Here is a 13,151-nt window from a genome sequence, read left to right as displayed (position 1 = left end):
AAAGAAAGAGAAGGTCTGTGGCATGAGGGGGAGAAAGCGGGCACAAAAAAGCCCGGCTAGCCGGGCTTGAGGACAGGTGGTCCGTCACATCAGGCGATGGTGACCTTCTTGTCCAGGTAGGCGTCTTGCACAGCGTTGATCAGCGCCACGCCGTCTTTCATCGATTTCTTGAACGCCTTGCGCCCCAGGATCAGGCCCATGCCGCCGGCGCGTTTGTTGATCACCGCGGTGCGCACCGACTCCTGCAGGTCGTTCTCACCGGCGGCGCCGCCGGAGTTGATCAGCCCGGCGCGGCCCATGTAGCAGTTGGCCAGCTGGTAGCGCACCAGATCGATCGGATGATCGGTGGTCAGCTTGGTGTAGACGCGATCGTCGGTATAGCCGAATTTCACCGCGCGGTAGCCGCCGTTGTTTTCCGCCATTTTCTGTTTGACGATGTCGGCGCCGATGGTGGCGGCGATGTGGTTGGCCTGGCCGGTCAGATCGGCGCTGGAGTGGTAGTCCACGCCATCCTTGTTGAACGCCGGGTTGCGCAGATAGGCCCACAACACGGTGACCATGCCCAGCTCATGCGCGCGCTCGAAGGCGATCGAGATCTCTTCGATCTGGCGGCGCGACTGCTCGGAGCCGAAGTAAATGGTGGCACCGACCGCCACCGCGCCCATGTTGAACGCCTGCTCGACGCTGGCGTACAGGGTCTGGTCGTACTGGGTCGGGTAGCTCAGCGTTTCGTTGTGGTTGAGTTTGACCAGGAACGGAATTTTATGCGCGTAGCGGCGCGATACCGACGCCAGCACGCCGTAAGTGGAGGCGACGCAGTTACAGCCGGCTTCAATCGCCAGCTCGACGATGTTCTTCGGATCGAAATACAGCGGGTTGGCGGCGAACGAGGCGGCGGCGGAGTGCTCGATGCCCTGATCGACCGGCAGGATCGACAGGTAGCCGGTGCCGGCCAGGCGGCCGTGGTTGAACAGGTTTTGCATCGAACGCAGCACGCTGTTGGGACGGTTGTTATCGATCATTACGCGGTCGACGAAGTCGGCGCCCGGCAGGTAGAGATTCTCGGCGGGGATAGTGGTACAGCGGTGTTGCAGCAGATCTTCCGCTTCCTTTCCTAGCAACTGCACAATATCAGTCATGATTCACTCCCGATTAAGCTTCTTCATACACCGGCAATGCAAGGGTTTTTGACCACCGGCGAAGTAAAAAAGCGGTGATTGAAGCTGTAAAGCGATACTACCGAACTTGATCCGGCAAGGACAAACAATAGATGCGATTGAGAGGAAATGCCATTGGCGAGGCCAAATACGCGGGGACGATCGCCCCCGGCGCGTTAAGCGATTGATTATTCGATCTCGAACCACTCGGTGTTCTGCAGGGCGATCGGGGTGATGGAGTAGATCATCTCCTGCAGGTGATCGTGGATGGCGCGCTCCGCCGCCTCGGCATCGCGCGCTTTCAGCGCCTCGTAGATGCGGTAGTGCTGCTTGATCAGGCTCTCCGGCGGCGAGACTTCGCTCAGGCTGAGGAAACGCACCCGATCCATGGTGGCCTTGATGGTTTCGATGGTCTCCCACGCCAGCGGGCAGTCGGCGAACTGGGTCAGCAGCTGGTGGAATTCATCGTCCAGCGCCAGAAACTCGCGCGTCTGCCCGTTCTGTGCCGCCAGCGCCTGACGGTGCAGGTTATGCTCCAGCGTCATCAGCTGCGCCGGGGTGGCGCGCTCCGCCGCACGGCGCACGATGGCGCATTCCACCGCCTGACGAATAAAGCGCCCGTCGGCCACGCGCTTGGCGGAGATTTTCATCACGAAAGTGCCGCGCTGCGGCAGGATCTGCACCAGGCCGGCCTCCGCCAGCTTGATGAAGGCTTCGCGCACCGGCTGGCGCGAAACGCAAAAGCGGGTGGAAATCTCTTTCTCGGACAACAGGGTGCCGGGGGGGATGGTGCAGTCGACGATATCCTTGCGCAGGAAGCGATAGATCTGCTGGTTGACCGGGACGTTGTTGGTGAGACTGTACGTTTCAGACATGGCGACAATCAGGCATCTGGCTGGAATTCGAATGCCACCATACTAGCAGATTATTGGTTGAGGGCGGGGGGATAAATCCACCCGCCGGGTAGGGTAACTCAGTGATGCCAATCCTGATATTCCTGCTTGCGCCGCCCCGGCGCGGTTTCCGGCATCAGGCTCAGGCCGATGGCCGACACCACGCCCAGCACCATCATGTACCCCGCCAGCCCGTAGTAGTGGCCGCCGGTCACCTGCAGGATCTTCACCGCCAGCAGCCCCAGAATGCCGCTGCCGATCAGCGATCCTATCTGCCAGATCAGCGCGATGCCGCTGCAGCGCACGCGGGTGGGGAACAGCTCCGGGAAGTAGGAGGCCTGTGGCGCGTAGCACATGCTGTGGCCGAAGGTCAGCACCACGATCATGGCGATCTGCGTCACCCAGAAACTATCGAGGTTGATCGCCATAAAGAACGGCACGATGCACACCACCTGCAGCAGCGCGCCGGCGATGTACACCGGTTTTCGCCCAACCCGATCGGAGAGGCGGCCCATCAGCGGAATGGCGAAAATCTCCAGCAGCACCGCCACGATCATCGCCTCCAGCAGAATGGTCTCGTTGAGGTGGTTGGCCTTGCCGTAGGCCAGCACGATCACCGTGAACATGGCGAAGGCGCAGGCTTCAATCAGCTTGGCGCACACCCCTTTGCCGATAAGGCCGGGGTAACGGCGGGCCACTTCCACCACCGGCCGGCTCTCCACCGCCTTGGTGGCGCGGATCTGGGTAAACACCGGCGACTCGTCGATCTTCAGGCGAATAAACAGCCCGACGATCACCAGCAGCAGGCTGAGCAGGAACGGAATGCGCCAGCCCCAGTCCAGCATCTGCGCCGGCGACAGCACGGCGGTCAGCAGCGCGAACAGCCCCGATGGCAGCAGGAAACCGGCGGGCGCGCCGATCTGTACCCAGCTGGCGTAGAAGCCGCGCCGCGGCGGCGGCGCGTATTCGGCGGTCATCAGCACCGCGCCGGCCTGTTCGCCGCCGACGCCGAAGCCCTGCAGCACGCGGATAAAGATCAGCGCGAGCGGCGCCCAGATGCCGATCTGTTCATAGGTGGGCAGTAGGCCGATGCAGAAGGTGCCGAGGCCGACGATCAGGATGGTGATCACCAGCGCCTTCTTGCGGCCGACCTTGTCGCCGATGTGGCCGAACACGATGCCGCCCAGCGGGCGCGCCAGAAAACCGACCGCGTAGGTGGCGAAGGCCGCCAGCGTGCTGATCAGCGGATCGGCGCTGGGGAAAAACAGCTGGCCGAAGAACAGCACCGCGGCGGTGCCGTAAGCGAAGAAATCATAATATTCGGCGGCGGTGCCGATGGCCGAAGCGCTGGCGACGCGCCGCAGCAGCGGTTGATTGCCGGTATTGACGGCGTTATGCGTGGTGACGGTCATCGGAAACCTCCCGGTCGGTAAGCGGCAGAGCGGCGACGGCGGCTTTGGCCCCCAGGCTCAGCAGTTGATGATAAGCGTGGCTGACGGCGCGGACGAAGTCAGGCGAGTCGGGCAGATCCTGGCCGAAGACGCTGTCGAGCTGCAGCAGCGCCAGGACGCGGGGCCGGCCTTCCTCGCTGCCGGCGACCAACGCGGCGATGGGGTCGCGCAGCGGATCGCTGATGTCGATCGGCGCGCCTTGCTCATCGCGGCCGCCGACGTAGCGCATCCAGCCGGCGACGCCCAGCGCCAGGCAGTCGAAGCGGCTGCCGCGCGCCAGATGCCAGCGGATCGCGTCCAGCAGCCGCTGCGGCAGCTTTTGCGTGCCGTCCATGGCGATCTGCACGGTGCGGTGCTTCAGCGCGCGGTTGCGGAAACGCCGCAGCAGCGAGTCGGCATACTGCGCCAAATCGACGTTCGGCACCTGCAGAGTTGGTGCCTGTTCCGCCAGCATCAGGTGACGGGCGGCGCGGACAAAATCCGCGTCCTGCATGCAGTCGCCGACGTGCTGATAACCGGCCAGATAGCCGAGATAGGCGAGGAACGAATGGCTACCGTTCAGCATGCGCAGCTTCATCTCCTCAAACGGCAGCACGTCGCTCACCAGTTCGGCGCCGACCTTTTCCCAGGCCGGTCGCCCCTGGGGAAAGCGGTCCTCAATGACCCACTGGCTGAATGGTTCGCAGGCCACGCCGACCTCATCCTCGACGCCGCCCAGCCAGGCAAGCAGCTGGCCGCGGGCTTCCTGCGTCATCGCCGGCACGATGCGATCCACCATGGTGGAAGGGAAGGCGACCTCTTGACGCACCCAGTCGGCCAGCGCCGGATCCTGCCGCTGCGCCAGGTCGAGCAGCACCTGGCGCGTGACCCGACCGTTGGCCGGCATATTGTCGCAGGACATCACGGCGAACGGCGGCAGCCCGCGTTCACGGCGCAGGCGCAGCGCCGCCAGCAGCAGCCCCGGCGCCGACTGTGGCTGTGCCGGATGGGCGATATCATGCGCGATCGCCGGATGTTCCGCCATCAGCCGACCGCTGGCGGGATGGTGGCAATAGCCCTTTTCGCTGATGGTCAGCGAGACGATGGCGATCTCAGGCTGCGTCAGGGCCGCCAGCACCGCCGCCAGCCCGTCGGTTTGCAGGTGCAGCGCCTGGCGCACCACGCCGATGACCCGGCCCCGCCAGCCGTCGTCGTCCATCTCCGCCACCGAGAACAGCAGATCCTGTTGCCGTAGGTCGGCGATCTTTTGCCGGCCGTGCTGCATGCTGATTTCGCAGTAGCCCCAGTCGCTGCCGTGCTCGCTGGCCAGCCTGTCGGCGTACATCGCCTGGTGCGCGCGGTGAAACGCGCCGAAGCCGATATGCACCATGCGCGGTTTCACGCGCTCACGTGCGTAGCCGGGCCGAATAATGGCGGCCGGCAGCGCGCTGTGGTCGGAAAGTCTCATGTTCAATGTCCCTGGAGAGGTAAGCAAAGGGGCGAAGCCGCCCCGCCTGGCGTTATGGTTTTAAGATTTGCACGCCCGCCGTTGCGCGCGGCGCCTTGATCACCAGCAGCACCAGCAGCGCGCCCAGCGCGGCGACGCCGCCCGCCAGCATAAAGGCGCTGTCGAATTTGCCGGTGTTCTGCACGATGTAGCCGGTGACGATCGGCCCGATGATGCCGGAGACGCTGCCGATCAAATGAATGAACCCGCTGGCGCCGCCGACCCGGGATTTATGCACCACGTCCTGGATGATCGCCCAGTAGAGGGCGCCGGTAATGTAGAGGAAGAAGATTGACACCGACATCAGCATCACCGCCGGCACCACGCTGCTGACGGTGCCTGCCAACGCCACGCACACCGCCGCCGCCAGCAGGCTGGTGACCAGCACGATCTTGCGCGACAGCAGCAATTTGCCGGTGATGTTGAAGATTTTGTCGGAAATATAGCCGCCGAGCGCCAGCCCGACGAAGCCGACGATCCACGGGATCATCGTGGTCAGACTCATCTCCTTGATGTTCAGGTTGTGCGCCTGCACCAGATACGAGGGGAACCAGCTCAGGAAGAAGAACAGAATGTAGTTGTAGCAGAAGAAGGCGAAGGCGGTGACCAGAATGATCGGCTGCTTCAGGTAGTAACCCAGCCCGTGCGCGGCGTCGCTCAGCGCGCTTTCCTCGCCGAGGTTTTCCTGTTTCAACCGCGCGATCAGCGCCCGTTCTTCGGCGCTGACGCGCTGGCTTTTCGCCGGGTTATCCGCCACCACGAAGAACCACACCAGCATCCAGACGATGCCGATGGCGCAGATGATCATAAACGCCGGCCGCCAGCCGAACGCCAGCGCCAGATAGCCGACGATCGGCCCGGCCACGGCGCCGCCTAACGGCGAACCGGCGCTGAGCAGGCCCATGGCGGTCGCCGCCTGCTTCTTCGGGAACCAGCCATTGATCATCTTGTTGGCCGAGGCGCAGATCGGCCCTTCGGCCATGCCGAACAGGACGCGCAGGATCAGCATCGAGTAAAAACCGGTGGCGATCGCCGTCATGCCGCAGAAGAGGGACCACAGACCGACCGCCACGCCCAGGACCAGCGTCGGGCCGAAACGGTCGACCGCCAGCCCGCCGACGAAGTTGAAGATGGCGTAGCCGAAGAAGAAGCTGCCGAAGATCAGGCCGAACTGTTCGGCGTTCAGCATCAGATCCTGTTCGATCATCGGCACGGTGATCGACAGCGCCACGCGATCGAGGTAGTTGATCATGTAGACCATGAACAGCAGGAACACGATGGTCCAACGCAGGTTTTTAAACATAAAGCACTCCACTGGGTGTCGTTTTAATCGTGATGCTTCGTTGTTTGCACGGGCGGCGGGGCCGCCCAATGCCCCGATGCGGCCTTGGCGTTACTCGAACTGCAGCAGCACCTTGCAGCAGGTGCGCTGATCCCGCTCGAACATCAGCATCGCCCGTTCGACGTCGCCGGCGGGCACGCAGTGGGTGAGCAGCCGCTGCGGGTCTAGCTTGCCGTCCGCCATCCAGGCGATCACCTGCGGGAAGCGTGCGCTGTTCAGGCGCGAGGAGAAGATCGACAGCTCCTTGCTGGTGATGCTCTGCTGGGTCAGGGTGCAGGCGTCGCCGGAAAAGCCCATGATGCCGATGCGCGCCGCCGGCGAGGCCAGCGCGATCGCCTCCGGCAAAATGGCGGGGTGGCAGGCGGCATCGACGATCAGCGTCGGCTGAATGCCGCGCTGCTGCAGCGCCTGCGGCAATGCGGCCTCGGCGTTGTTGAACGTCTCGTCGGCGCCGTTGGCGCGCGCCATGTCCAGCCGCTCGGCGATGCGATCGACGACCCACACCTGCTTGACGCCGTACACGCCTTTCAGCGTCTGGATCACCGTGAGCCCCATCGGCCCGGCGCCGTAGATCAGCGCGATGTCGTCAGGACGCGGTTGCAGGTGGGCGGTGATGTTGGCGGCGATGCTGAAGGGTTCGATCATCGCGGCGTGGCGATCGCTGATGGCGGGCGGAACCGGATAGGCGTTGCGCGCCGGTACGCAGGCGTAGTCGCTGAAGCCGCCGTCGCGGTGCACGCCGATCACCTGCAGCGAGGTGCAGACGTTGGGCCGGCCGACCGAACAGGGATAGCAGTGGCCGCAGCTCACCACCGGATCTACCGAGACGCGTTCGCCGAGGCGCGCCGGATCGACGCCTTCGCCCAGCGCATCGATCAGGCCGAAGAACTCGTGGCCGATCACCCGCGGATAGCGGGCGAACGGGTTATGGCCGTGATAGATATGGACGTCGGAGCCGCAGATGCCGGCGAATTTCACCTTGACCCGCACCTCGCCGGCCGCCGGCTGCGGCAGCGCGCGCGTCTGCAGCGCCAGGCGCCCGGGCTGTTCGATCACGACGCTGCGCATGGTGTTTACCAGTTCCATAAGGTGCCATCCTCCAGACGCGCGACCGGCAGGTAGGCCGGTTCATACGGGTAACGGGCCGCCAGCTTCTCATCGAACTCGATGCCGATGCCCGGCTTGTCGCCCGGATGCATATAGCCGTCGTCGAACGTCCAGCTGTGCGGGAACACCTCGAGCATCTGCTCGGAATAGCCCATGTATTCCTGCACGCCGAAATTCGGCACCCACAGATCGAAATGCAGCGCTGCCGCCATGCAGATCGGCGACAGATCGGAAGGGCCGTGGGAGCCGGTGCGCACCTGATACAGCGAGGCGAAGTCGGCGATGCGCCGCATGCCGGTAATGCCGCCCGCGTGCGTCAGGGTGGTGCGGATATAGTCGATAAGCTGCTCTTCAATCAGCTGTTTGCAGTCCCAGATGCTGTTGAACACCTCGCCGACGGCGATCGGCGTGACGGTATGCTGGCGAATCAGGCGGAAACAGGCCTGGTTTTCCGCCGGCGTCGGATCTTCCATCCAGAACAGGCGATACGGCTCGGCGCTTTTGCCGAAGCGCGCCGCTTCGATCGGCGTCAGGCGGTGGTGCATGTCGTGCAGCAGGTGCTCGTTGAAGCCGAACCTGTTGCGCACCGCGTCGAACAGTTTGGGGGTGAAATCGAGGTATTTTTCCGTCGACCACAGCTGCTCTTCCGGCCAGTCGCCCTTGGTGGCCGGCTCATAGGCCTGGCCTTTGCCCTTGGCCATGCCGTAGGTGGTTTTCATGCCCGGCACGCCGCATTGAACGCGGATGGCCTTGAAGCCTTGCTCTTTATGTTTGGCGTAGTCGTCGAGCACCTCGTCGATCGAGTGGCCGGTGGTGTGGCAATACACCATCACCCCCGAACGCGACGCGCCGCCCAACAGCTGGTACAGCGGCATGTTGGCGGCCTTGGCCTTGATGTCCCACAGCGCCATGTCGACGGCGGAAATGGCCGACATGGTCACCGGGCCGCGCCGCCAGTAAGCGCCTTTGTAGAAGAATTGCCAGAGGTCTTCGATCCGCTGCGCGTCGCGGCCGATCAGCTGCGGGCAGAGGTGATCTTTCAGGTAAGAGGCCACCGACAGTTCACGCCCGTTCAGCGTGGCGTCACCGAGGCCGACGATGCCGTCATCGGTGGTGATCTTCAGCGTGACAAAGTTGCGCCCCGGGCAGGTGACGAACACCTCGGCGTTGACGATTTTCATAACCTTCACATCCTGTAGCTGCGGAGAGATAGCGCGAAAATACGCCATGAACTAACTACCATACAAGTATGAATTAATGAATTTGCCGGAGAGGATCACATTTGATCGCGAGCGGAAGCGGGTAAGCGGAGGGGGAAGAAGCGGGGCGCAGCGGCTGCGCCCGACAAGGTCAGCCCAGCAGGGCGCAGTTAGGCGGCAGGCGGCATTCGATGGCCTGCGGCAACACTTCGATGCGGAAATGACGGCCTTTGAGCGGCTCGCCGTCGAGGTTGAAAGTCATCTCATGCGGCGCGTCGATCTCGAGCCACGGCAGCGCTGCGCTGAGGATGCTGTTGCTCTCTTCGTCGTTGAACAGGGCGGCGACCAGCGCCGGCAGCAGTTCATCGGCGATCAGCAGGCGCAGCTGCAGCAGGCCGTCGTTGATCAGCGCGCTGGGGCACAGCTCCTGGCCGCCGCCGGCCTGTTTGCCGTTGCCGATGCCGATCACCAGCGCCTCGCCGGCCCAGCGGAAGTCCGGCCCGCGAATTTCACAGCGGTCGGCCTGCAGCGTATCCATGCGCAGCAAGCCGTGCACGAAGTAGGACACGCCGCCCAATGCCGCCTTCAGCTTCTCCGGCGTTTCGGTGGTGATGCGGGTGCCGAAGCCGCCGGTGGCCATGTTGATGAAGTAGCGCTCGCCGTTGACCTTGGCCAGATCGATCGGCACCGAGCGGCCCTTGATCGCCAGCTGCAGCGCCTGTTCCGGCGACGGGGGAATATTGCAGGCCATGGCGAAATCGTTGGCGGTGCCGAGCGGCAGGATGCCCAGCACCGGCCGGTTGTGCGCCGGCAGTTGCACCAGCGCGGCCGCCACTTCGTTGATGGTGCCGTCACCGCCGCCGGCGACGACGGTGCCGACGCCGAGCTGTGCGGCTTCCGCGACGTAGCGCGCGGCGTCGCCGTGTTCCCAGGTGACGCGCACGTGCAGCGTGATGCGTTCTGCGCGCAGGCGTTTGACCGCCTGACGCAGCTCTTCGTTACCGGCGCCTTTGCCGTTGAGAATAAGCAGGGCGGGCGCATGTGAGTGTTGAGGCATTGCCGATCTCCTCCGGCGGAAAACCAAGAATGCCTCAAGATAAACCAGCTGCCGCCACCAGGCCATCAGAATATTCAGCTAATTCTGGTTATTCCCCGGCGTTCAGTGAATATGAAGCAAGGCGAATTTATCTGAATTTTACGCGGAAATAAGCCAGGTTTTAAAGACGAGAGGATTAATCGCTGTAGCGTTATTTATATATCGAAGCGGCGTGATTATTATTATTAAAACGGATAACGAGAATAAGTTATGGAAATAGGCGCAGCGAAAAAAATAGGCGAGCCCATAAAGAAAAAGCCAGCCCAAGGGAGATTGGGCCGGCTAAGGAGGTGGTTCCTAGTATTGCTATGCAAATATTTTCGTTGTTCGTTTTAAGCAGCGTGATAGTAACCAAGCTGCGCGCACATTGATGTGATCCAATTCTAATATTTGCTAAAAATCGCCGCCGAATGACGGCGATTCATTTTTATGCCCCGGCGCTATTTTCTTCCGCCAAATTGCGGATCAGCAACGCATAATTGAGATCGATATCCTGCGGGATCGGCAAATAAACGATATGGCCGTTGCCCGGCGCCACCTCAATCGGTTCGCCTTTCTTATTTTGCATGCTTTCGAGGGTGAAGACCACGTTGCCGCCCGGCGTCATCATCTCGACGCTGTCGCCGAGTGAGAACTTATTCTTCACGTCGACCTCCGCCCAGCCATCGCGGCGCACGCCGGTGAATTCGCCGACGAACTGCTGGCGCTCGGAGAGCGAGGAGCCGTAGTCGTAATTCTGCTGCGCTTCGTGCACGTGGCGGCGCAGGAAGCCTTCGGTGTAGCCGCGGTGCGCCAGGCCTTCCAGCGTGGTAAGCAGGGTCGGATCGAAGGGTTTGCCGGCGGCCGCGTCGTCGATGGCGCGGCGGTAGACCTGGGCGGTGCGGGCGCAGTAGTAGAAGGACTTGGTGCGGCCTTCGATCTTCAGCGAGTGCACGCCGAGCTGCGTCAGACGCTCCACGTGCTGGATGGCGCGCAGATCCTTGGAGTTCATGATATAGGTGCCGTGCTCGTCTTCGAAGGCGCTCATATATTCGCCTGGTTTTTGCGCTTCAGACAGCATGAACACCTTGTCGGTCGGCGCGCCGATGCCCAGCGTCGGCTCGACGGTTTGCACCGGGATCGGCTCGTGCAGGTGCACGATATTGCCGGTGTCGTCCTCTTTGCCTTCTTCAGCCTTATACTGCCAGCGGCAGGCGTTGGTGCAGGTGCCCTGGTTGGGATCGCGCTTGTTGATATAGCCCGACAGCAGGCAGCGGCCGGAGTAGGCCATGCACAGCGCGCCGTGGACGAAGATCTCCAGCTCCATGTCCGGCACTTCGGCGCGGATCTCGGCGATCTCTTCCAGCGACAGCTCGCGCGAGAGGATCACGCGGGTCAGGCCCATTTGCTTCCAGAACTTCACCGTCGCCCAGTTAACGGCGTTGGCCTGCACCGACAGGTGGATGTCCATCTGCGGGAAGGCTTCGCGCACCATCATGATAAGGCCGGGATCGGACATGATCAGCGCATCCGGGCCCATATCGATAACCGGCTTCAGATCGCGCAGGAAGGTTTTCAACTTGGCGTTGTGCGGGGCGATGTTCACCACCACGTAGAATTTTTTGCCCAGAGCATGGGCTTCGTTGATGCCCTGCGCCAGATTCTCGTGGTTGAACTCGTTGTTGCGCACCCGCAGGCTGTAGCGCGGCTGGCCGGCGTAAACCGCATCGGCGCCATAGGCGAAGGCGTAACGCATGTTTTTCAGCGTTCCGGCCGGGGAGAGAAGTTCCGGTGTAAACATAGTGTGTCTCGGTCTGATTTCAGGTCAGTATACCTCTGTCTTTCGAACTGCAGCGTTGTTGGCTGCATTCGCTCACTCCAGTCACTTGGTTGACCAAGCTCCTGGAGACTCACGAACTTGCCGCCTGGCTGCCGTATGAAAGCCAGTGGGTATATCGCGCCCCAGATGGCGCAGTAAAAGCGGGGGATTGTAGCCGCAGCGCAGCAAGAAATCAGCAGTTAACCGGATTTATTCAAGGGAGATTGATCCCGGTCAAACGGAAAACGCGCGATGGCGGCCACCGCGCGGGCGACACGGGGGATCAGGCGCTCAAATCGCGGATATCGGTGGTCGGGCCGTTTTTCATCACCGACTGGATACCGTTTTTGGCTGCGCTTTCGGAGCTGTACATTTCGCTGACGCCGATCACCTGATGGTTCTTGGCCTTCAGCACAAAATAGGGCTGATTGCTGGTGCTGTGCTTCAGTTCAAACTGCGCTTCGTGCGGCGCATTGGTCTGCACCGAGGCGATGCCGTTCTCCGCCGACGCTTTGCTGGCGTACATCTCGCTGGCCAGAATGATCTCGCCGTTACTGGCTTTCAGGTTGAAGTGGTACTGTCCGTTCTTTGCTTTTTTCAGCTCGTAATGACCGATTGCCATGGTTCTTCTCCTGTAGGTTCCGATTCGTGATGTAAGTGTAGCCAATCGCTTGAAAATCGGCGGCTAAACCTCACAGCAGCTTAGTCTAAAAAATGCGCAGTTTTCTTGCGCCGGCGCGGAGTTTTCATCCGATAAGCCCGGCGCCGCACGGGAAGCTAAGGGAAGGCGTGGTGATTGCGCAGTGCGCAGCATAATGACAATTACGTGGTTTCATCGAGCAGCATTGCGCGTTACCGTTTGCCCGCTACGTAAAGGTGAGTGAAAAGTGAGCGATACATCTTGGCATCGACACGCTACAGGCATATGCTTTGGCCTATGCCTGCTGTGGAGGTGTCGAGATGGAAAGAATCGCAAAGCTGTTTAAAAACGGCAGAAATCAGGCGGTGAGGTTACCGGTGGAATTTGAATTTGATACGGATCGTGTCTATATCCGTCGCGATCGGGAGGGCAACGTGATTTTATCCAAATATCCGGCAAAACCGGACAGCTGGGCTCCGCTGCTGAGCATTATCGCCCAAACGCCGGTGCCGCAAGAGTTTCTTGGCGCGGAAGATCGTCAGCAAGGGGTTGCAGACCGCGATCCATTCTCAGAGGAAGAGTAGGCGATGTACATGTTTGATACCAACACCGTCGGCCACCTGTTTCTGCAGCATCCGCAGGTGCTTAACGTCATGGAAAAGCTCCCGCCTTCTGCCGTGTGTATTTCCAGCGTCACGGAAGCGGAACTGCTTTACGGTGTGGCTAAACGGCGGAACAAGGCGTTGCAAAGCATGGTCGAGGCCTTTCTTGCCGCGGTGACGGTCTATGCATGGGATAGCGAGGCCGCCCGCTGCTACGGTGAAATGCGCGCGAACATGGAGAGAAAGGGCAAAATCATGGGCGCGCTGGATCAACTGATCGCCGCTCACGCGCAGAGCCGTGGCGCGACGCTGGTGACCAACGATCGCGCATTTGCCATGGTGCCCGGGTTGGCGGTTGAAGACTGGACGCGCTGATTTCC

At 61.8% G+C, this 13,151-nt stretch carries 12 protein-coding genes; 2 read left to right on the top strand and 10 right to left on the bottom strand.

Annotation, left to right across the window (positions count from 1 at the left end; translation table 11 throughout):
• Positions 1-89: 89 nt before the first annotated feature.
• The 10 genes from fbaB to QOL81_RS20365 all read right to left on the bottom strand — a co-directional run bounded on the left by fbaB (position 90) and on the right by QOL81_RS20365 (position 12,151).
• Positions 90-1,139 carry a class I fructose-bisphosphate aldolase gene (gene fbaB, locus QOL81_RS20410; RefSeq protein WP_060424890.1) on the bottom strand — a complete coding sequence of 350 codons (1,050 nt, stop codon included), beginning with the start codon at positions 1,137-1,139 and terminating at the stop codon, positions 90-92.
• A gap of 206 nt (positions 1,140-1,345) precedes the next feature.
• Positions 1,346-2,032, bottom strand: coding sequence for a GntR family transcriptional regulator (locus QOL81_RS20405; RefSeq protein ID WP_025303872.1), 687 nt, complete (start codon positions 2,030-2,032; stop codon positions 1,346-1,348).
• A gap of 98 nt (positions 2,033-2,130) precedes the next feature.
• Complete coding sequence (locus QOL81_RS20400) at positions 2,131-3,462, bottom strand: MFS transporter (RefSeq protein ID WP_060424888.1); 1,332 nt, start codon at positions 3,460-3,462, stop codon at positions 2,131-2,133.
• Positions 3,443-4,948 carry a mannitol dehydrogenase family protein gene (locus QOL81_RS20395; protein WP_197757874.1) on the bottom strand — a complete coding sequence of 502 codons (1,506 nt, stop codon included), beginning with the start codon at positions 4,946-4,948 and terminating at the stop codon, positions 3,443-3,445. Before QOL81_RS20395 ends, QOL81_RS20400 begins: the two co-directional genes overlap by 20 nt.
• Before the next feature lie 52 nt (positions 4,949-5,000).
• Positions 5,001-6,290 (bottom strand): MFS transporter, encoded by a 1,290-nt coding sequence (locus QOL81_RS20390; protein WP_060424884.1) that lies wholly within the window; start codon positions 6,288-6,290, stop codon positions 5,001-5,003.
• Positions 6,291-6,380: 90 nt separating this feature from the next.
• Entirely contained in the window at positions 6,381-7,397 is a 1,017-nt protein-coding gene (locus tag QOL81_RS20385) for a Zn-dependent oxidoreductase (protein ID WP_187181566.1), read from the bottom strand.
• Between the two features lie 5 nt (positions 7,398-7,402).
• Complete coding sequence (gene manD, locus QOL81_RS20380; RefSeq protein WP_049213350.1) at positions 7,403-8,617, bottom strand: D-mannonate dehydratase ManD; 1,215 nt, start codon at positions 8,615-8,617, stop codon at positions 7,403-7,405.
• A 169-nt stretch (positions 8,618-8,786) separates the two neighbouring features.
• Positions 8,787-9,692 carry a lipid kinase YegS gene (yegS, locus tag QOL81_RS20375; protein ID WP_060424880.1) on the bottom strand — a complete coding sequence of 302 codons (906 nt, stop codon included), beginning with the start codon at positions 9,690-9,692 and terminating at the stop codon, positions 8,787-8,789.
• Between the two features lie 466 nt (positions 9,693-10,158).
• On the bottom strand, positions 10,159-11,511 hold the full coding sequence (gene trhP, locus QOL81_RS20370) for a prephenate-dependent tRNA uridine(34) hydroxylase TrhP (protein ID WP_060424878.1): 1,353 nt from the start codon (positions 11,509-11,511) through the stop codon (positions 10,159-10,161).
• A gap of 301 nt (positions 11,512-11,812) precedes the next feature.
• Positions 11,813-12,151 carry a YegP family protein gene (locus tag QOL81_RS20365; protein WP_038873760.1) on the bottom strand — a complete coding sequence of 113 codons (339 nt, stop codon included), beginning with the start codon at positions 12,149-12,151 and terminating at the stop codon, positions 11,813-11,815.
• Between the two features lie 338 nt (positions 12,152-12,489).
• Between QOL81_RS20365 and QOL81_RS20360 the strand changes: the two genes are divergently transcribed.
• Both QOL81_RS20360 and QOL81_RS20355 read left to right on the top strand, forming a co-directional pair.
• A complete protein-coding gene (locus QOL81_RS20360) occupies positions 12,490-12,753 on the top strand; it encodes an antitoxin (RefSeq protein WP_004941563.1) in 264 nt (87 codons plus the stop codon).
• Positions 12,754-12,756: 3 nt separating this feature from the next.
• Positions 12,757-13,146: a type II toxin-antitoxin system VapC family toxin gene (locus QOL81_RS20355; RefSeq protein WP_070913883.1), complete on the top strand. Its 390-nt coding sequence runs from the start codon at positions 12,757-12,759 to the stop codon at positions 13,144-13,146.
• Positions 13,147-13,151 lie beyond the last annotated feature (5 nt).

Source organism: Serratia sp. CC22-02 (assembly GCF_900182895.1).
In the GTDB taxonomy this organism is placed as follows: Bacteria; Pseudomonadota; Gammaproteobacteria; order Enterobacterales; family Enterobacteriaceae; genus Serratia; species Serratia nevei.
The sequence above is the reverse complement of the archived record's forward strand: the minus strand, read 5'-3'. Positions and strand labels throughout refer to the sequence as shown.